At 39.1% G+C, this 20,907-nt stretch carries 19 protein-coding genes; 17 read left to right on the top strand and 2 right to left on the bottom strand.

Going from position 1 to position 20,907, the window contains the following annotated elements; genetic code table 11:
• Positions 1-86 precede the first annotated feature (86 nt).
• The 5 genes from NSQ84_RS13910 to NSQ84_RS13890 all read left to right on the top strand — a co-directional run bounded on the left by NSQ84_RS13910 (position 87) and on the right by NSQ84_RS13890 (position 7,070).
• On the top strand, positions 87-2,198 hold the full coding sequence (locus NSQ84_RS13910) for a PBP1A family penicillin-binding protein (protein ID WP_327873352.1): 2,112 nt from the start codon (positions 87-89) through the stop codon (positions 2,196-2,198).
• A gap of 127 nt (positions 2,199-2,325) precedes the next feature.
• A complete protein-coding gene (hemE, locus tag NSQ84_RS13905) occupies positions 2,326-3,366 on the top strand; it encodes a uroporphyrinogen decarboxylase (RefSeq protein WP_311066412.1) in 1,041 nt (346 codons plus the stop codon).
• A 41-nt stretch (positions 3,367-3,407) separates the two neighbouring features.
• Entirely contained in the window at positions 3,408-4,346 is a 939-nt protein-coding gene (gene hemH, locus NSQ84_RS13900) for a ferrochelatase (protein ID WP_311066411.1), read from the top strand.
• A 12-nt stretch (positions 4,347-4,358) separates the two neighbouring features.
• Entirely contained in the window at positions 4,359-5,777 is a 1,419-nt protein-coding gene (gene hemY / locus NSQ84_RS13895) for a protoporphyrinogen oxidase (protein WP_063387322.1), read from the top strand.
• A gap of 279 nt (positions 5,778-6,056) precedes the next feature.
• Positions 6,057-7,070, top strand: a complete 1,014-nt coding sequence (locus tag NSQ84_RS13890; RefSeq protein ID WP_063387323.1) for a LacI family DNA-binding transcriptional regulator — start codon at positions 6,057-6,059, stop codon at positions 7,068-7,070.
• 61 nt (positions 7,071-7,131) lie between these two features.
• On the opposite strand, the gene yhfH is transcribed toward NSQ84_RS13890, so the two are convergent.
• The gene (gene yhfH, locus NSQ84_RS13885) at positions 7,132-7,263 is read right to left on the bottom strand and encodes a protein YhfH (protein ID WP_065095529.1); all 132 of its coding nucleotides are present in this window, start codon (positions 7,261-7,263) and stop codon (positions 7,132-7,134) included.
• 103 nt (positions 7,264-7,366) lie between these two features.
• Here yhfH and NSQ84_RS13880 point away from each other — a divergent pair, with 103 nt between their 5' ends.
• From NSQ84_RS13880 to murC, 10 genes are all read left to right on the top strand, one after another.
• Complete coding sequence (locus NSQ84_RS13880) at positions 7,367-8,104, top strand: MBL fold metallo-hydrolase (protein ID WP_063387324.1); 738 nt, start codon at positions 7,367-7,369, stop codon at positions 8,102-8,104.
• Between the two features lie 263 nt (positions 8,105-8,367).
• Positions 8,368-9,330, top strand: coding sequence for an ABC transporter substrate-binding protein (locus tag NSQ84_RS13875; protein ID WP_063387481.1), 963 nt, complete (start codon positions 8,368-8,370; stop codon positions 9,328-9,330).
• A 17-nt stretch (positions 9,331-9,347) separates the two neighbouring features.
• Positions 9,348-10,316, top strand: coding sequence for an ABC transporter permease (locus NSQ84_RS13870; RefSeq protein ID WP_094244634.1), 969 nt, complete (start codon positions 9,348-9,350; stop codon positions 10,314-10,316).
• Positions 10,291-11,079, top strand: coding sequence for an ABC transporter ATP-binding protein (locus tag NSQ84_RS13865; protein ID WP_063387326.1), 789 nt, complete (start codon positions 10,291-10,293; stop codon positions 11,077-11,079). The genes NSQ84_RS13870 and NSQ84_RS13865 overlap by 26 nt, the downstream gene beginning before the upstream one ends.
• A gap of 105 nt (positions 11,080-11,184) precedes the next feature.
• Positions 11,185-11,742: an XRE family transcriptional regulator gene (locus NSQ84_RS13860; protein WP_094244636.1), complete on the top strand. Its 558-nt coding sequence runs from the start codon at positions 11,185-11,187 to the stop codon at positions 11,740-11,742.
• Between the two features lie 18 nt (positions 11,743-11,760).
• Positions 11,761-12,480: an AzlC family ABC transporter permease gene (locus NSQ84_RS13855; RefSeq protein ID WP_094244637.1), complete on the top strand. Its 720-nt coding sequence runs from the start codon at positions 11,761-11,763 to the stop codon at positions 12,478-12,480.
• Positions 12,473-12,778, top strand: coding sequence for an AzlD domain-containing protein (locus NSQ84_RS13850; RefSeq protein WP_311066410.1), 306 nt, complete (start codon positions 12,473-12,475; stop codon positions 12,776-12,778). The genes NSQ84_RS13855 and NSQ84_RS13850 overlap by 8 nt, the downstream gene beginning before the upstream one ends.
• Positions 12,779-12,861: 83 nt before the next feature.
• On the top strand, positions 12,862-14,121 hold the full coding sequence (locus NSQ84_RS13845) for a M48 family metallopeptidase (protein WP_327873347.1): 1,260 nt from the start codon (positions 12,862-12,864) through the stop codon (positions 14,119-14,121).
• Between the two features lie 153 nt (positions 14,122-14,274).
• Positions 14,275-16,857 (top strand): DNA translocase FtsK, encoded by a 2,583-nt coding sequence (locus tag NSQ84_RS13840; RefSeq protein ID WP_339211997.1) that lies wholly within the window; start codon positions 14,275-14,277, stop codon positions 16,855-16,857.
• Between the two features lie 203 nt (positions 16,858-17,060).
• Positions 17,061-18,359 carry a UDP-N-acetylmuramate--L-alanine ligase gene (gene murC, locus NSQ84_RS13835; protein WP_063387332.1) on the top strand — a complete coding sequence of 433 codons (1,299 nt, stop codon included), beginning with the start codon at positions 17,061-17,063 and terminating at the stop codon, positions 18,357-18,359.
• A 59-nt stretch (positions 18,360-18,418) separates the two neighbouring features.
• On the opposite strand, the gene NSQ84_RS13830 is transcribed toward murC, so the two are convergent.
• The gene (locus NSQ84_RS13830) at positions 18,419-19,534 is read right to left on the bottom strand and encodes an aminopeptidase (RefSeq protein ID WP_311066407.1); all 1,116 of its coding nucleotides are present in this window, start codon (positions 19,532-19,534) and stop codon (positions 18,419-18,421) included.
• A 197-nt stretch (positions 19,535-19,731) separates the two neighbouring features.
• Here NSQ84_RS13830 and NSQ84_RS13825 point away from each other — a divergent pair, with 197 nt between their 5' ends.
• On the top strand, positions 19,732-20,163 hold the full coding sequence (locus NSQ84_RS13825; protein WP_063387334.1) for a DUF948 domain-containing protein: 432 nt from the start codon (positions 19,732-19,734) through the stop codon (positions 20,161-20,163).
• Between the two features lie 32 nt (positions 20,164-20,195).
• Complete coding sequence (locus tag NSQ84_RS13820; RefSeq protein ID WP_311066406.1) at positions 20,196-20,639, top strand: YtxH domain-containing protein; 444 nt, start codon at positions 20,196-20,198, stop codon at positions 20,637-20,639.
• Positions 20,640-20,907 lie beyond the last annotated feature (268 nt).

The raw sequence follows: 20,907 nt of genomic DNA, 5'->3' as shown, positions 1-20,907 counted from the left end.
AAACATGTTACATACTGTATCCAAAATTATACAATACTAATTATGGGAGTTAAACAGAGGTGAAAACATTGTTGAAAAAAATAAAGATGATCTCGGGAATCGTTTTAGCTGCTGCTGTGTTAAGTATTATCGCATACTTTGCCATGATTTGGATAGGCGCTATCGTTGTGGATGAAAAAAAGCTTGTTTTGCATTCTGCGACCTCTTTGATCGATCAAGAAGGACGGCCCATTACGAAATTATATTTAGAAAACAGAGAGATCATCGATATTGATAAAGTTCCGAAGCATGTACAAAATGCTTTCATCGCTGTTGAAGATAAAAGGTTTTATGAGCATCACGGCATTGATTTTCGGGCAATTTCAAGGGCGCTGTTCAAGGACATTGCTGCTTTCAAAAAAGTAGAGGGCGGCAGTACAATCACCCAACAGCTCGCCAAAAATGTTTTTTTAACAAACGATAAAACGGTTTTGAGAAAAATGACAGAAGCTATCATTGCCATTTATCTTGAACAGAAATATAGCAAAAGAAAAATTTTAGAGATGTATTTGAATCAAATCTATTTTGGACATGGCGTATACGGCATCCAGTCTGCATCAAAATTTTTTTTCAATAAAGATGCCTCTGAACTGACTATTGAAGAAGGGGCGCTGCTAGCCGGCCTGCCGAAGGCTCCAGCAGCCTATTCTCCGATTTTGCACCCAGAAAAAAGCTTAGAAAGAAGAAATGCGATATTAACCTTAATGGAGCGCGAAAACTATATTTCTCCGGAGCAAGCTGTCAGAAGCCAGGGGAAAACATTAGGTCTGAATATTCATAAAACGGAAGATAAGCCTTGGCTGTCCGCCTATATTGACATGGTATTTGAGGAAGCGGAAAATAAGTATCATCTTTCAAATGAAGAACTCCTAAAAGGCGGATATAAAATTACCGTTCCGATCAATATCGATGTTCAGGAAAAAGCATTCAAAGTTTTTAAAGAAAAGGCTTATTTTCAAGGTACGAAAGATGATGCTCAAGGCGCTTTTATTTTATTAGATAATAAAACAGGCGGTGTGCTCGCTGCGATCGGCGGACGAAATTATGTTTCCAAAGGATTTAATCGATTGACAGCGAAGCGCCAGCCGGGGTCAACGTTTAAGCCGATAGCTGTGTATGCTCCGGCAATGGAGGAAGGACTTTTTCAGCCTTATTCTCTTCTAAAAGATGAGAAATTGGATTATAAAGGATACTCTCCAAGCAATTACGATGGACGTTATGACGGACATGTAACCATGTATGATGCGCTAATCCATTCAAAAAATGCTCCTTCTGTATGGGTGCTCGATAAGCTTGGAATCGATAAAAGCAAAGAGTATTTAGAGAAAAACGGGATTTATATTGAGGATAAAGGACTGGCGATTGCTTTAGGAGGACTAAAGTACGGCGTGTCGCCGTTTGATTTGGCAAATGCATACAGAACTTTTGCCAATAATGGCCAATACAGCAAGCCGTATTTCATACAAAAAATTGTGAATGCCAACGGCGATGTAGTGGCAGAAGTAAAAAAACAAAAATATCAAGTTTTTTCTCCGCAAACCTCGTGGAATATGACGAGGATGCTGGAGCAGGTTGTTAAAGAAGGAACTGCCAAAGCGGGACAATATGAAGGAGCTTTAGCTGGAAAAACGGGTACGACATCATTTCCTGGGAAAAAGGGCGCCGTGATGGATGCATGGTTTGTCGGATATACTCCTGACGTGACGGGGGCAGTGTGGATCGGATATGACCGGACAGATGAAGAACATTTTTTAAAGGGTGGGAGCGATTATCCAACGAAAATGTTTAAAAATATTTTAAGCGGTTTGAAATTTGAGGAAAAAACATCCTTTACGATTCCGAAAAAAGTGAAAGATTTAGAAAAACCAATCAGGCTTTCACAAATCCCTTCGCTTTCCGCCACATATCAATTTCACGCACTTCAATTATTTAAAGTGACATTAAAATGGCCTGCTCAAGATGATGACCGGGTCGTATACCGAATTTATGAACGAAGCGGAGAAAGCAAGAATTTGGTCGGATCTGTACAGGGAAAAGGAGAATATGAAATACCGTATATTAACATTTTTTCAGAGCATTTTTATCAAGTTGTCCCTTATAATCCACAAACCCATCAGGAAGGGGAAGGTACTGATTTTGTCAGCCCGCGCTGGGAATAACAAAATGCTGGAAAGATCTTTCGTCGATTTTATGACATTTCCCTTATATTCCTATACAATCGGGCAAGGGAAGAGGTATAGTTTAAAAAGAGTATTAGAAAGGAATCGTTTTTAAAGGGGGATTTACATGGATAGGAAGAAAAGCTTTAATGATACTTTTTTAAAAGCGTGCAGAGGCGAAGCGACGGACTATGTTCCTGTTTGGTATATGAGACAAGCCGGGAGATCCCAGCCTGAATACCGGGCGTTAAAAGAAAAATACAGCTTATTTGAAATTACTCATCAACCAGAGCTTTGTGCATATGTCACTAGACTTCCTGTCGAGCAGTACGGGGTTGATGCCGCAATTTTATATAAAGATATTATGACGCCGCTGCCTGCCATTGGAGTTCAAGTTGAAATTAAAGCGGGAACAGGGCCTGTTATTGAAAATCCGATCAGGTCGCTGGAGGATGTAAAAAAACTTGGTGAAATTCATCCTGAGGAAGATGTTCCATATGTTTTAGATACGATTAAGCTTTTAGTCAATGAGCAACTGAACGTTCCGTTGATTGGATTTGCCGGAGCACCATTCACACTTGCCAGCTACATGATTGAGGGAGGCCCTTCCAAAAATTATAACAAAACAAAGGCATTCATGTATGCTGAACCAGAAGCTTGGTTTCTTTTAATGGAAAAGCTTGCCGATATGACCATTGCTTACGTGAAAGCGCAAATTGACGCAGGGGTTAAAGCGGTGCAAATTTTTGATTCATGGGTCGGAGCATTAAATGCTTCTGATTATCGATATTATATTAAGCCGGTGATGAACCGCATCTTTTCGGAATTAAAGGAAAAAGAGGCGCCGCTTATTATGTTTGGAGTGGGTGCAGGACATTTAGTAGAAGAATGGAATGATTTGCCTTTAGACGTGATCGGTTTAGATTGGCGTCTGTCGATTTCTGCTGCCAGAGAAATGGGGATTTCCAAAACATTGCAGGGAAATCTTGATCCGGCAGTTTTGCTTGCGCCGTGGGATTTTGTGAAAGAACGGGTAAAGGCTATTTTAGATGAAGGAATGAAACAGCCAGGTTTTATTTTTAATCTTGGACATGGCGTCTTTCCACAAGTAAAACCGGAAACATTAAAAAAATTAACGGAATTTATTCATGATTATAAGCAAAAATAGATCGAAATAAATGATCAACTTGAATTTTGGAGGTGCACGTAATGTCGAAGAAAAAAATGGGTTTGTTAGTGATGGCTTATGGTACACCATATAAAGAAGAGGATATTGAACGCTATTACACCCACATTCGCCATGGAAGAAAGCCTGATCCAGAAAGTCTGGAAGATTTAAAAGAACGATACAAGGCGATCGGAGGCATTTCTCCTCTTGCTAAAATAACAGAGGAACAAGCGAAAGGTTTAGAAAAATATTTAAATCATATTCAAAATGAAATAGAATTCCATATGTATTTAGGATTAAAACATATTGAGCCGTTTATTGAAGATGCAGTTGAACAAATGAATAAAGATGGAATTACTGAGGCGGTCAGCATCGTTTTAGCTCCGCACTATTCGACCTTCAGCATTAAGTCGTACAACGGCAGGGCAAAGGAAATTGCAAAAAAACTCGGAGGGCCTTCCATCACTTCTATCGAAAGCTGGTATAAAGAACCGAAATTTATTGAATATTGGGCTAAACAAATAAAAGAAACGTACGCGAAAATGACTGAAGAAGAACGGGAAAAAGCTGTATTAATTGTTTCAGCACATAGTCTGCCGGAAAAAATTGTGCAATTAGGGGATCCTTACCCAGATCAATTACAAGAAACAGCTGAATTAATTGCAAAAGAAGCCGGAGTGCAGCATTTTGCTGTTGGCTGGCAAAGTGAAGGCAATACTCCGGAGCCGTGGCTCGGACCAGATGTTCAAGATTTAACAAGAGATCTGTTTGAACAAAAAGGATACCGGACGTTTGTTTATGCTCCAGTAGGTTTTGTGGCTGATCACTTGGAAGTTCTATACGATAACGATGTCGAGTGCAAGGCAGTAACAGACGAGCTTGGAGCAGCTTATTATCGTCCAGAAATGCCGAATGCAAAACCTGAATTCATCGATTGTTTAGCTACAGTCGTGTTAAAACACTTAGGAATGTCAAAATAAGAAGGAGATTTTATGGGAAGAAAAAAAGTAGCAATTGTTGGCGGGGGAATAACTGGGCTTTCAGTTGCGTTCTACTTGCAGTCAGAAATTAAAAAAAATCATCTTCCAATAGATGTTGTGCTGATTGAAGCGAAGCCGCGATTAGGAGGAAAAATAGAAACGATAAAAAGGGACGGATTTATCATTGAAAGAGGTCCGGATTCCTTTTTGGAGCGGAAAAAAAGCGCTACGCAGCTTGCAAAGGACGTAGGGCTTGGAGATTATTTGGTGAACAATGACGTGGGGCAATCTTTTGTCCTTGTTGGCGACAAGCTCCATCCGATCCCAAAAGGAGCGGTTATGGGCGTGCCAACAAATATTGCTTCTTTCGCCACCTCCGGTTTGTTTTCGTTAACTGGCAAGCTGCGGGCTTCGTTTGACCTTTTCCTGCCGAAGAAAAAAGTGGACGGAGATCAGTCATTAGGCGGATTTTTTGGCCGCAGGCTCGGCAGCGAAGTGGTTGAAAATTTGATTGAACCGCTTCTTTCCGGGATTTATGCAGGAGATATTTATAATTTAAGTTTATTAGCAATCTTTCCGCACTTTTATGAAATTGAACAAAAGCATCGCAGTTTAATTTTAGGAATGGCCAAGCAGGCGCAAAAGTCTAAACAAAAACAACAACAGGAGCAACATAAAGGGATTTTTCAAACCGTTTCAACTGGTTTGCAATCGATTGTTGAAGCAATAGAACGCCAATTGGATCATACGGTAGTGAAAAAAGGAATAAAAGTTTCGGAGATTAAAAAGGAAGATGATCTCTACCATTTGGAATTATCTGACGGAACTGTTGACAAGGCGGATGCGATAGTCATTACCGCTCAGCATGATGCTATTCCATCTATGTTTCCGAATGAGCAGCAAACACTCGCTTATTTCAAAAAAATGCCTTCAACATCTGTTGCAACCGTTGCAATGGCTTATCCGGAAGAAGCTGTTCAGCTGCCCGCAGATGGAACGGGGTTTGTTGTTTCGAGAAACAGCGGCTATACGATTACTGCTTGTACATGGACCAACAAAAAATGGCCGCATACTGCTCCGAAGGGCAAAACGCTGCTAAGAGCGTATGTTGGAAAAGCAGGAGATGAAGCGGTTGTTGACCAGCCGGATGATGTGATCATTCAAACCGTTTTGGATGACTTAAATCGATTGATGCCGGTAAAAGGAGAACCGATTTTTTCTATTGTTACAAGATTGAAGGAAGCAATGCCTCAATACATTGTCGGACACCTTGACAACATAAGAAATATAAAAAGTATTATGGGACAAAAATACCCCGGAATATATTTAACGGGTGCCTCTTTTGAAGGATTGGGGATCCCGGACTGCATTGATCAAGGTAAAAAAGCGGTGAAAGATGTTCTTCAATTTTTACATTTGGGACAAGCTTAAAAGGCAGGCTTGTCTCTTATTTTTTCAGAGGAGGCATCCATTTTAGCAAGTTTTGACGCTTCCGACTTCTGATCTTTAAAACGCCTTGGTTGGTTCCCATTGTTTAAAGTCCGACAATTCAAATTGAAGAAAATATATATTTGTTGAACAAGTTAGCATTTCTGTTTTTTTTAGAAAAAGCGATCTGGAAAGATATAAAAAATTCATTGCACATCTGTTGACCATTGATCTATAATCAAAAGAAAATCAAGGGATCCCAAAGTTTTTGGAGGAATGAAAGTGGCTACAATTGAAGATGTGGCAAAACTGGCTGGTTTATCGAAAACGACAGTTTCAAGGGTGATAAATAATCAGCCTTACGTATCGGAGGAAAAAAAACAATTAGTGCTAGAAGCAATGAAGCAATTAGGGTATGTACCTAATTCTTCAGCTAGAAGTTTAAGAAATCAAAAAACTGAAATTATTGCTGTCATTATTCCTAGGGTTATGAACCCGTTTTTTGGACAATTTGTTGAATCGCTGGAAATCGTTGCGTCTCAATACCATTATCAATTGATTGTTTGTCAAACGTTATATTCAGCAAAAAAAGAATTAGACTATTTAAACTTGTTAAAAACGAAACAAGTAGATGGAGTGATTATGACGACATTGCTAAATGGCTGGGAGGCTGTTGAGCCGTTTTTAGAATACGGTCCGATTATTTTATGCAACGAATTCGATGAACAGGCAAATGTCCCGATGATTCATATGGATCAAAACTACGGAGGGTATGTTGCAACTAAGCATTTAATCGATCAAGGATACAATAAAATTGCTTTTTGCTGTGGAAATGTAAACAGTAATGTTTCGAGAGCTAGGGAAGAAGGTTTTCGAAAAGCACTTCGTGAAGCGGGATTGTACCTTCCTGAGCAATATATTTTCCGAAATGTATTTACATTTGAAGACGGAAAAAATGTCTTGAGGAAAATGATGGAGATGGTTGAAGCTCCAACGGCGGTCTTCACAGGTTCTGATGAAGTGGCAGCCGGGATGATTTCTGAGTCAAAGAGACTTGGCGTCCGTGTCCCGGAAGAATTAGCGGTCGTCGGGTTTGACAATCAGGCTATAACTGAACTGATGGAGCCTATGATTACGACGGTTAATCAGCCGGTGAAAGAAATGGGTCATTTAGCAATGGAAGTGATGATGGAAAAAATAAAAACGAGACGGTATAAAGAGAGAGAGGTGCATCTTTTGCCTCTTACATTAATTGTAAGGGATTCTTCAAAGCTAGCCAATTACAATGTGTATTAGTACAGGTTAAGAGAAGAGAAAAAATATTCAGGCAATTCTTTTTAGAATTGCCTGAATAAATTTATTTTACATGTAAGCAATGATTGCATTTGTTCCCGTAGCATTCGTGCTGTTCTTCAATTTCTTTTCCGCATTCAATACATTTTTTTCTTGGCAAGTTTCTAAAAAATTCAGTGATTTTTTGTCCTAACATTTATTATCCCCCCGTGCTGTTGTTATTAACATTGTATTATAACAGAATGAAAAATGTCAATACTGTTTTAAAACATTTTTTCTTATTGAGGAGGATAAGGGTGATGAAAGTAACAGTTGTAGGGTTCTGGGGAGGCTATCCAGAAGCGAATGAGGCTACATCAGGCTATTTATTTCAGGAAAAGGGGTTTAACCTGTTAGTTGATTGCGGAAGTGCTGTATTATCACAGCTGCAAAATTTTGTATCACTTTCAGATTTAGATGCTGTGATCCTTTCTCATTATCATCATGATCATATTGCAGATATTGGACCGCTGCAATATGCAAGACAAATTACCGGCATGTTGCAAAAATCAAACAAAATTTTGCCCATTTACGGACATAGCCTTGATACAAAAGAATTTGACAGACTCACACATTTGAATGTGACAAAAGGAATTTCATACGATCCTGATCAATCGATTTCGATCGGTCCGTTTACGATTACATTTTTAAAAACAGATCATCCTGTTGACTGTTTTGCCATGAGATTTACTTCAGGACATAAAACGGTTGTATACACGGCAGATTCAAGCTTTAAAAATGAATTCATTCCATTCAGCCAAAATGCGGACTTGCTTATATGCGAATGCAATATGTATGCGAATGAAGACGGCAAAAAGTTTGGGCATATGAATTCCCACGAAGCTGCGACAATTGCTAAGGAAGCAAATGTAAAAGAACTTTTGCTGACTCATTTGCCTCATAAAGGCAATCATGAAGAATTGATAGAAGAAGCTAAAACGATTTTTAATGGATCGATCAAGCTGGCTAAAACAGGGTTGTCGTTACATATTGATTAAAGAGAAATTATATTAGCAAAATTATGGGACAGCCTTTTGCCGAACATTTCATAAACTTAAAGCTACTTGCAAACTTCATTTTGACAGAATAGTGTTCCATTTTCTGTAAGGGTGCAGTATGTTGGCATCCTTATTTTTTTGGAAAATTCGTCAGAAAATAATTGAAAATCAAAAATATATTGTTATAATTTAAAGCATAAAAGTAAAAAAGGGGGAAGAAAATTTTGAAAACTAGGATAGGAGCAATCGGAGGAATTTTTTTGATGGCGCTCCTCGTGCTGTCAGGTTGTGGAAGCAGCAAAGGGTCCAGCAGCGAAAGCAATAGTGAAGAAGGAAAGAAAGAAACATTTAAAATTGGTATCACTCAATTTGTAGCGCACCCGTCGCTGGATGAGGCATTGAAGGGATTTCAACAAGCAATTAAAGATAAAGGGTTAAATGTAGATTATGATATTCAAAACGCTCAAGGGGATCAATCGAATACCCAAACGATTGCGAATAACTTCGTCGGAGATAACGTCGATTTAATTTTTGCGAATGCAACGCCTAGTGCACTTGCTGCAGCAAATGCTACAAAGGATATTCCAATTGTATTTACATCCGTAACAGATCCTGTCGGCGCCGGGCTTGTGAAAGAGATGGAAAATCCAGGAGGGAATGTAACAGGAACAACTGATACCCATCCTGATGCCATACCGAAAACGGTGAAATTTATTGATCAATATTTAGATGGCAAAAGAATAGGAATGATCTATAATTCAGGCGAACAAAACTCTGTTGCGCAAATTGACCTTGTTAAAAAAGCGACAGAAGGAACGGATTTGAAAATTGTCGAAGCTTCTGTTTCTACTTCAGCTGAAGTGAAACAAGCTGCTGAATCTCTTGTCGGCAAAGTCGATTGCTTTTACATTATCACTGACAATACCGTTGTTTCTGCGCTTGATTCGGTCATTTCCGTTGCAAATGAAAACGATATCCCGCTGTTTGTCGGTGAATTAGATTCAGTCAAAAAAGGCGGTTTTGCTGCGTACGGATTTGAATATTATGACATTGGCTATGAAGCAGGAGAAATGGCTGCAAAAATTTTAACAGAAGGGAAAAAGCCGTCTGAACTGCCTGTTCAATATCCGCAAAACTTAAAGCTTCTTATTAATAAAAAAGCAGCAGCTGAGATGAACGTTAAGATTTTAGACGAGTGGAGCAAAGAAGCAGAGTTTATTGAGTAATTTGGAAGGGTGTTTACATGCTGACAGCAGTATATGGCTCACTTGAGGCGGGACTTATTTACGCAATAATGGCTCTCGGAGTCTATTTATCTTTTAGAATATTAGATTTTCCAGATTTAACGGTTGACGGTAGCTTCGTTACTGGAGCTGCCGTCGCAGCCGTCATGATCATAGACGGAGCTCATCCTGTTATGGCGACGATTGCCGGAATGATTGTCGGCTTTCTAGCTGGGATCTTAACGGGAATTTTGCATTCGTATGGGAAAATTAATCCGTTGTTATCCGGTATATTAATGATGATCGCTCTTTATTCCATTAATTTGCGAATTATGGGAAAATCGAATGTTTCGCTTTTACAGGAGGAAACGCTTTTCTCAAAGCTGGCCGATGCGCTGGCACCGATCGATCAAGCCGTTAAGAGCGTCATTTCTTTTTCCCCGACCACATGGTCAGTCATCATTTCAATGGTGTTATTGGTCGCTTTTTTAAAGCTCATCCTTGATTACTTCTTAAAAACGGAAATCGGACTTGCTATAAGAGCTGTCGGAGATAACGAAGAAATGATTAAAAGTTTTTCGGCGAATACAAACTTTCTTAAAGTATTAGGATTAGGATTGTCAAATGGTTTGGTTGCTTTGTCAGGTGCACTTGTCGCCCAATATAATGGCTTCAGCGATGCCAATATGGGAATTGGAATGATTGTGATCGGGCTTGCTTCCGTTATTATTGGAGAGGCAATTGTCGGCAGCAAGACGATTGTTCGGGCTACCTTAGCTGTTATAATCGGTGCTGTCATTTATCGTTTCATAGTCGCCTTTGCATTTAGATTTAACTTTTTTGAAACAGGCGATATAAAATTAATTACAGCTTGTATCGTCATTTTGGCGTTAATCATCCCGCGATATTTTGAAAAACGGCGTGAGAAAAAAAGAAAATTGGCAAGAAAGCGGGGTGAACAAGTTGCTTCAGCTAAAACACATTCATAAAGTGTTTAACGAAGGGTCATTGGATGAAAAAATCGCCTTAGATGGAATTCATTTAGAGGTCGAAAAAGGCGATTTTATTACGATTATTGGCAGCAACGGCGCAGGGAAATCGACTTTGCTGAACATCATAGCTGGAAAGCTGTTTCCCGATGAGGGGGAAGTCTGGCTTGACGGCGTAAATATAACAACACTTCCTGAGCATAAACGATCAAAATATATCGGCAGAGTGTTTCAAAATCCGTTGTCAGGCACATCGCCGACGTTGACCATTGAAGAAAATTTGGCGATCGCTTACGGCCGTGTTCATAAACGAACTTTGGCCAGAGGTGTAACGAATAAGCGGAAAAATTATTTTAAGGAGCAGCTGTCGCTTTTAGGGCTTGGATTAGAAAACCGTTTAAATGCGAAAGTAGGATTGCTGTCAGGCGGGGAAAGACAGGCGTTGTCGCTTTTGATGGCAACATTTACGAAACCGAAAATATTATTGCTTGATGAGCATACAGCCGCATTAGATCCCGCACGCGCAGAGGTCGTCCTGTCGCTTACGAAAAAATTTATTGAAGAATATAATTTAACAACGATTATGATTACACATAATATGCAGCAGGCGATTGATCTAGGAAACAGATTGCTGATGATGAATCGCGGAAAAATCATTTTTGAGGCATCTGCTGAAGAAAAAGTAAAACTGACCATTCCGAAATTAATGGACGAATTTGCCAAAATTCAAGATGCAGTATCTGACCGGGTGCTCTTAAGCTGATATTTACCTCTTTCCATTCAGGGGAGAGGTTTTTAAATGCAATTTTGTTCAATATATAAAACAAATGTATGATATAATAAACAAAACATAAAAAAGGAGGAAAACATGAAGCCGATTCAGCAAATTATTGGGGAAAATTTTTGTAAAATCCGAAAAAGGATGGCGCTAAGCCTCGACAAGGTGTCTGAAAAGACAGGCGTTTCCAAAGCGATTCTTGCACAAATTGAAAGGGGGGAAGCGAATCCGACTGTCTCCACGCTGTGGAAAATAGCGAACGGACTTCATGTATCATTTTCCGCTTTGATGAAGGAGGAGGCGTCAAGCGTTCAAAAAATATCTTTATCAAACATACCGGCTATATCTGATGATGATGAAAAGTATAAAGTATACCCGATGTTTACGTTTGAAATCGGCAAGCCGTTTGAGGTGTTTGAAGCACATTTAGAGCCTGGACATGTCCATCAATCGGATGAACATGCGCACGGGGTGCAAGAAATTTTGATCATTCAAAAGGGAGCTTTAGAAATTGTAATTGATGGATGTTCTTATGTTGTTCGCGAAGGGGAAGCGATCCGATTTGCAGCGGACAAAAAGCATGATTATAAAAATATAACGGATCAAAAAGTTAAATATTATGTGATCATTTATTATCCGGAAAACTAGAAATGGAGGTGATTCCGATTGCATTCGACAGCATTGGCAAAATATAAATCGGAATTAATCCAAGGCATTCAAGCAGGAATCAGCATTGCCATCGGCTATTTCCCCGTTGCCATCGCTTTCGGCCTTCTTGCTGAAAGAACGGGACTTTCGATTGCGGAAACGGTGATGATGAGTGCAATCGTTTTTGCAGGAGCGGCTCAATATATGTCATTAAGCCTAATTGCTGCGCATGTTGGTGCTTGGGAAATTATTATGACAACTTTCATTGTAAACATCCGCCATTTCCTTATGTCAGCATCATTAAATGAGAAAGTGGAGAAAGACTCCATATGGATAAAAGCTCTGTACGGCTTTGGTGTAACAGATGAAACATATGCAGTTGCGGCTGTCAGACAGGAAATGGTCACAGCACCATATATGTTTGGACTATGCTTGATGGCATATAGCAGCTGGGTGATCAATTCTGGAATCGGTTATATAGTTGGAGAAAATTTGCCCGCTTTCTTACAGGAAAGCATGGGAATTGCTCTATATGCCCTATTCATCGGCTTATTGGTTCCTTCATTAAAAAAACATCGGAAAATTATCGTACTAGCTTTATTATCTGCAGTGATAAATTCCGTTTTATTGACGACCGGACGGCTGTCTATAGGCTGGTCTATTGCATTGTCGTCCTTATTTTCCTCCGTTGTTGTGGAATGTATCTTTAGAAAATTAGAGGTGCAGCAAGATGAATAGCCAAATATTTTGGTTGATTATCGGAATGGGCGTTGTGACATACATACCGCGAATGCTTCCTTTTGTTGTCTTCAGTCAATTACATCTCCCTCCGTTTTGGCAAAATGTATTAAAAAATGTACCATATGCAACATTAGGTGCATTGATCGTGCCCTCGGTCTTTTTTATTCACGAGGATTTCCTGTTTGGAGCAGTCGGTGCATTTACAGCGTTCATTGCTGCTTATTTCGGAGCCAACGTCTTTTTTGTAGTTATGTGTTCAATTGCCGTTTTATCTTTTTACAGCTTCTTTTTCTAAATATTTTGGAAAAGCAGTTCTATTACGATGTTTTTTTATCTAAACTACTAAAGGAGGGAGTTAAGCTCAAGGGGGTATTCGGCTTGAAAAAGAGTCTTCTAACGATCATTTTATTATATGCAGTTTACGGTTTGGTTTTATACTTCTATTTATTCTTCTGGACGGGTTATGAGCTGCCGAAGGGAATTGAAGGTACTTCTGCCGATCCGAAAACGTTTTTAACGGCAGAGGAGCTGCAGCTGTCAGAAAATTATTCGCAATTGAAAAATTTGGTATTTTTCATATCTATTCCGTTAGAGTGGATCATCTTTTTTATTGTGCTAAGCTTTGGGTTTTCAAAAACATTTCAGCAATGGGCGGAAACAGCATCCCGTTTCTTTATAGTCCAAACAGCTTTATACTATTTTTGGCTGTCATTGCTTGTCACTTTACTAACATTACCTGTCAGCTGGCTGAACTACAAACTGTCAAAGGATTTTCAAATCTCGACCCAGACGTTGAACTCGTGGCTGAAGGATGAAGTGACCGATTTTCTTGTTAATTATGTTTTAATGGCGGTTGTCGTCACGTTTCTATACATCATTATTCGAAAATTTGAAAAGCGCTGGTGGCTTTGGGCATGGTTTGCATCGATACCATTCACATTGTTTATAATGTTTATTCAGCCGGTAATCATTGATCCGCTGTACAACGATTTTTACCCGTTGAAAAATAAAAAGCTGGAGGAAGAAATTTTACAGCTAGCTTCCAAAGCAGATATTCCCGCGGAGCATGTGTATGAAGTGGATATGTCCACCAAAACAAATGCGTTGAACGCCTATGTGACAGGAATAGGATCAAATTCGAGAATCGTTTTGTGGGATACGACGTTAAATAAATTAAGCGAAGATGAAATATTATTCATTATGGCTCATGAGATGGGACATTATGTGATGAAGCACATCTATATCGGAATAGCCGGGTATTTGCTTCTTTCCTTGGCAGGTTTATATATCATTCATCGGTTAATGATTTTTTGTACAAATCGATGGGGAAAAAGGCTGAACATTCAATCTATACGTGAATTGTCGTCGCTTCCTCTATTTCTTTTGCTGCTGGGGATGTTATCGTTCGCTTCAAGCCCTATATCCGGCATAGTATCAAGGTATCAAGAGAAACAGGCGGATTTATATGCAATTGAAATGACAAAAAACGAGGAAGCGGCTGTAAAAACATTTCAACATTTGGCGAAATTTAGCCGCAGCGAAATAAATCCGCCGAAAATAGTGAAATTTTTACGTTACGATCATCCGCCTCTGATTGAACGAATAATGTATATCGAAAATATAAAAAATAAAGAATAAACTCCTTGTTTATACAGGGAGTCTTATTTATTTTTAAATCTGTGATTTTAGCAATATAATATTAATGTTTGTCATTGCTTTTTAAACTTCCAAAAAGTATTTTTATTGATAAAATATAGGATGAGATTAGTATGAATGAAAGAGTGATCATAGATGAGCTGGTTGTCAAAACTGTTGCGGTTGTTTTTCGATAATCAGGAAGAAGAATATGAAAGAAAGATAGATAAAAACAATTCTACTGAAAAAATAAAAGATCAATCATTAACTGACGATAGATTAGAGATGCAAGCTAGAGTTACATATCAATATCCGAAAGGAAACTTTCGGTTTCCGCTAATATCCGATGATGAAACATTGCGAGAAACGAGACGCCCAGCGGATGCGGCAAAATCAAAAGCAAAAACATCTTCTGAACGCAAGCAGTCTCGACTGAATAGTGCACAAGGCGCACAAAAGGAAAGAAAATCTTTTCAGCCAACGGAAATCCCTTCACCGATTTTTGGATTTGGACCAAGGAATAGAGATGATTTATTTTTCAAAAAAATTGAAGAGCAATATCAGCAACAGACGGACATAGACGTACATGATATTTTCGTCAATGATCTGGAAAAACAAAAAGAAGTGCAAAGGGAGTTTGCTGCAGCAGAAGAAATAGAAATAAATGAAATGATAGAATATGAAAACGATTATGAAAAAGAAATATCAAAAACACAAGATCACGAAGCTGAGGATTCATATTTTGAAATAACAGTACCGCCTTCGGAGGATAAACAGCGGGAAGCTGAGGAAGCTCAATCGGTCGAGGCTTCAAAGCTGGAGATGGATTCAAAGCAAGAGACGAATCTAAAACAGTGGACAGGTCTAAACCAGGAGACGGAATCAAAGCAAGAGACGAATCTAAAACAGTGGACGGATCTAAACCAGGAGATGGAATCAAAGCAAGAAACGAATCTAAAACAGTGGACGGATCTAAACCAGGAGACGGGATCAAAGCAAGAGACGAATCTAAAACAGTGGACAGGTCTAAATCAGGAGACGGATCTAAAACAAGAGACAGTTCTAAAGCAGGGGACGAATCTAAAACAGGAGACAGATCTAAAACAAGGAACAGATCTAAATCAGGAGGAAGGTCCAAAACAGGAGACGAGCCTAAAACAGGAAGCGGATCCAAAGCATTTAGAGAAAAAGTTCGATGACAGACGAAAGCCTGTTTCCAGAGGAAAGCTTTCATCAAATCAAAACGAAAAGACAATTATTCCATATAATGTCATTATGTTTGGACAAGATAAACGAAAGCTTGAAGTAAAGGAAAAACGGCAAAATTATTTGTTTCCGCCGCTCACCCTCCTGAACGTTCAGCCGTTTGAGGAAGAAGCGGATGATCAGTGGATAGAAAAGCAAAAGAATTTGCTCGATCTTACGCTGCAAAATTTTCATGTCAATGCAAAAGTGGTCAATGTGTCACAAGGACCTTCCGTCACGAGGTTTGAGGTTCACCCTGAACCCGGCGTAAAAGTGAGCAAGATAACTAACTTGATAGACGATATTAAATTAAGCTTGTCTGCAAAAGACATCCGGATTGAGGCTCCGATACCGGGGAAAAACACAATAGGGATTGAGGTGCCAAACCGGAAAAGCAAAACGGTTTTTTTAAGAGAGATTTTACGGTCGAAAGCTTTTCAAGCCAACCGCTCTCCGTTAACGGTTGCTCTGGGCCTCAGCATTTCAGGGGAGCCGATTGTGACGGATTTGAAAAAAATGCCGCATGGTTTGATTGCGGGAGCTACAGGGTCAGGAAAAAGCGTTTGTATCAATACGATTTTAGTCAGCCTGCTCTATAAAGCAACTCCAAATGATGTGAAAATGCTCCTCATTGATCCAAAAATGGTGGAGCTTGCACCGTATAACCGCATACCTCATCTCGTCAGCCCTGTTATTACGGATGTAAAAGCAGCTACTGCTGCACTGAAATGGGCGGTAGATGAAATGGAAAGAAGGTATGAATTATTTGCCCATGTAGGCGTTCGAGATATCGAGAAATTTAATGAACGAGTCGGCGACAAGGAAAAGGAGAAACGATTGCCGTACATCGTGATTGTGATTGACGAGCTCGCTGATTTAATGATGGTTTCGCCGAACGATGTGGAGGAGGCGATTTGCCGGATTGCCCAAAAAGCGAGAGCTTGCGGCATCCATTTATTAATTGCCACACAAAGACCGTCTGTTGATGTTATAACCGGTTTAATAAAGGCGAATATTCCTACAAGAATAGCATTTTCCGTATCATCGCAAATAGATTCAAGAACGATTCTTGATACTTCCGGTGCAGAAAGACTCCTAGGAAGAGGAGACATGCTGTTTTTAGAAAACGGTTCTGCAAAACCGGTAAGAGTTCAAGGAACTTTTGTTTCTGATGATGAAATTGATCGCGTCGTTCACCATGTAAAAAACCAGATGGCTCCCAATTATTTGTTTAAACAAGAGGAATTGCTTGCGAAAACAAATTTCCAAGCAGAAGAAGATGATCTTTTTTATGAAGCCTGCGAGTTTGTTGTAGAGCAGGGGCATGCTTCGGCTTCAAGCCTTCAACGCCGTTTTCGAATCGGTTATAATAGAGCGGCCAGATTGATTGATTTAATGGAGGAGCAAGGGATCATTTCCCCGCCGAAAGGAAGCAAGCCGCGAGACGTGCTAGTGTCAGAAGAACAATTGAAAACAATAAAAGAGAGTAGTTGAGATGTACTGAACATGATATTATTAAAATGTTGGGCTGATTTTGGCAATGCCGATTTAAAACGATATACGTTGCTTTCAATTAGGAAACACTAAAAGTATACAATATTGCGTTATGAAGCTTGCAGGAAATAAATATTATAGTTGCAAAACTAGTCATTCGTCATATATTATTTTACAGATAGACGATTGTTGGAGGTTCTTATATGACTGCTTATCATTTTGTTGGCATAAAAGGAACAGGGATGAGTGCTTTAGCTCAAATCCTTCATGATATGAATGAAAATGTACAAGGATCTGATATTGAAAAATATATTTTTACACAAAAAGGCTTGGAGGAACGGGGAATTCAAATATTTCCTTTTTCGAAAAATAACATTCACCCTGGTTTAACTGTAATAGCTGGTAATGCTTTTCCAGATACACACGAGGAGATTGAAGAAGCAAAGAGACTTCAATTGCCGGTTTACCGCTATCACAAATTTTTAGGGGAATTGATGAACAAATTCACAAGCATAGCGGTAACTGGCGTGCACGGTAAAACATCTACAACCGGTTTGCTGTCTCATGTTATGCAAGGTGCTTTTCCTACCTCATACTTGATTGGAGACGGAACGGGAAAAGGAGTTCAAAACAGCAAATATTTTGTCTTTGAAGCATGTGAATACCGGCGCCATTTTCTATCCTATCATCCGGATTATGCGATTATGACGAACATTGATTTTGACCACCCTGATTATTATCGTGATCTGGATGATGTTTTTTCAGCATTTCAGCAAATGGCTTTACAAGTGAAAAAAGGAATTATCGCTTGCGGAGATGATGAGCGTTTACAGGAAATACAAGCGAAAGTTCCGGTATTATATTACGGTTTTCATGAGGAAAACGATTTTCAAGCGAGAAATGTGGTGAAAAGCACAACGGGAACTGTATTTGATGTATATATTCGGAATACGTTTTACGGCACGTTTGAAATTCCTGCATTCGGGGATCACAACGTTCTAAATGCGCTGGCGGTTATTACGTTATGCCAATACGAAAATATTGGAATTGATGTTATTCAGGAGCGCGTCAAAACGTTTAAAGGCGTAAAAAGAAGATTCAGCGCCAAAAATTTCGGAGGACAAGTGCTGATTGACGATTACGCCCATCATCCTACGGAAATAAAAGCAACAATTGAAGCTGCGCGGCAAAAATATCCTGACCGGGAAATTGTTGCTGTTTTTCAGCCTCATACCTTTTCAAGAACACAGTCATTTCTTAATGAGTTTGCGGATAGTTTAAAAAGCGCCGACAAAGTATACTTATGCGAAATTTTTGGCTCTGCCCGTGAAAACATAGGGAACCTCACGATAAAAGATTTGCAGGCGCAAATTGAACATTCAGAGTTAATCGATGAGACGAACATTAAAGTTTTGAAAAAGCATGAAAGCAGCGTTATTTTATTCATGGGTGCAGGAGATATTCAAAAATATCAAGATGCCTATGAAAAGCTGTGTGTTTAAAACAAAACGACTGTAACAAAAAATGTTACAGTCGTTTTGTTTTTATAGCGAAGAATGCACTATTTTAAATTCTCAGGATTTAGCTGCTCCAATTCCGGAATGACAAACAGTCCGTCTTTTCGGATCAATACGTCGTCAAAATAAATTTCTCCGCCTCCATATTCCGGACGCTGAATGACGACCAAATCCCAGTGGATATTGGAATGGTTGCCATTATACGCTTCATCGTAGCATTGCCCTGGCGTAAAGTGGAAGCTTCCAGCGATTTTTTCGTCAAACAGAATGTCCTGCATCGGGTGAAGGATATATGGATTGACACCGATGGCGAATTCACCGATATATCTTGCTCCTTCATCTGTATCCAAAATGCTGTTTAATCGTTTTGTATCATTAGCTGACGCATCAATGATTTTTCCGTCTTTAAATGTTAACCGAACATTTTCAAATGTAAATCCTTGGTACGGAGAAGGCGTATTAAACGTAATGGTGCCGTTCACAGAATTTTTAACAGGCGCTGTAAATACTTCACCGTCAGGAATATTCATGCGTCCTGCACATTTAATCGCAGGAATATCTTTGATTGAAAAAGTCAGATCAGTGCCAGGACCTTTAATATGTACTTTGTCAGTTTTGTTCATCAGTTCAACAAGCGCATCCATCGCTTTATCCATTTTTTCGTAATCAAGAGTGCAGACATTAAAATAAAAGTCTTCAAACGCTTCTGTGCTCATTTTTGCAAGCTGTGCCATGGATTCATTCGGGTATCTGAGAACCACCCATTTTGTTTTCGGAACGCGGATTTCACGATGCACCTTTTGCCCGATTGTTCTGCCTTCCAGCTTCATTTTTTCTTCTGGAACGTCAGCAAATTCATTAATGTTTTTGCCTGATCTGAGGCCTATGTATGCGTCCATTTCTTTCATGACATTTGCTTCGAAATCAGCCATCATTTCGAATTGTTCTTCTTGTCCTCCAAGCAATAAAGCTCGGTTTATTTGATGATCTTTAATGGAAACAAACGGATGCCCGCCAGCTTTGTAAGCCTCGCGGATGAGAGCAATCACAAGCTCCTTCTCAAGACCAAAGTTTTCAATAAGCACTTTTTCGCCTTTTTGCAGTTGGCATGAATAATGAATTAAAATTTTTGCCAATTTTTTGATTCTTGGATCTTTCAACTTGCCGGCCTCCTTTTTTTTCGTTATACAATAATATTGTAGCGTTTCCTGATTGGATTTAAAACTTGTTCTATTTTTGATATGATCGAAAGGATTCAATTGACAAAATGTCGAATAGATAAATGATTGCAGATTTTATGTTTGCATTCCGAAAAATTAGGGAATTGTATTATTGGTTTTACTTGGAGGTGCAGCAGTTGGAATTCATATTATATGCAAGCATTGCGCTAATAGCCGTAGCTTTTACAGTGTTAGTTGTTTATTTAGCCAAAACATTAAAATCTCTGCGCATTACACTCGATCAAGTAGCCGGGACGCTTGCGGGCCTTGAAAAGCAGGTGGAGGGCATTACAAAAGAAACAACAGATTTGCTTCATAAAACAAACCAATTGGCGGAAGACATTCAGAAAAAATCTGAGAAGGTCAACTCAGTGGTGGATGCCGTAAAAGAGATCGGAACATCCATTCAACAATTTAATCGGTCTATGAAAAAAGTTTCAGCGAGTGTAACTGGACAATTGGAAAAAAATGAAGAAAAAGTTGCTCAAGCCATCCAGTGGACAAATGCTGTGATGGAATTGATTGATAAAGTAAAGCAGAGAAAACGATCAAAGAAGCAAACTGATTAATTAATTTTACTTAAAAAACAGGAGGCGCAAACATGTCAAAAAAAAGCACGAATAAAAAAGGGTTCATAATAGGTTCTATTATAGGCGCTGTTGTTGGGGCAGCTTCCGCATTATTGCTTACGCCAAAGTCAGGAAAAGAGCTTCGCGAAAATTTTAATGATCAGGCGGGAAAAGTGAAGGAAAAAACATCAAAAATTACAAGCGAAGCATATGAAAAAGGAGTACAGTTTATCAGCTTGGCAAAAGAAAAATCACAAAATATTCAACAGAAAATCCAAGAGCAGTCTGAGGGCTTGGTAAAAAAAATAAAGGAACGAAGCAATGAAAATGAAATTTCTGAAAAAGAAAATCCTTCAGATTCCGCTGACACCGAGCTTGACGACGAACAAAGTCAGAAAACAGAAAATTTGACTGACACTTCACAAGCCTTAGATGAAGAGCTTCAAAGCGAAAACAATAAAGAAACAAAGTCATAGGTTTGGCAAGACAATCATCATCGGCAAACAAGCCGATGATTTTCGTTTACAGGAAAATAGGCAGCGAATAGAGGAAAAAAGCGTGAAAATTTTCATGGGGAATATTTTTCGAACAGTGTTACAAGTCCATCAGCCGGCAAGGTTTTCAAGAATTTTAAGCTTTTGCTGCTGATTGCCAAAGCCCTAATCATTTAGTTTACATGTACAAGAATTGTCCGATTCCATAACTGAAACATAACATAAAATAAACATAAATCCCCCAAATATT

Origin of the sequence: Aeribacillus sp. FSL K6-3256 (assembly GCF_037965805.1) — a bacterium.
In the GTDB taxonomy this organism is placed as follows: domain Bacteria; phylum Bacillota; class Bacilli; order Bacillales; family Aeribacillaceae; genus Aeribacillus; species Aeribacillus composti.
This window is presented reverse-complemented; position numbering and strand designations above follow the sequence as displayed.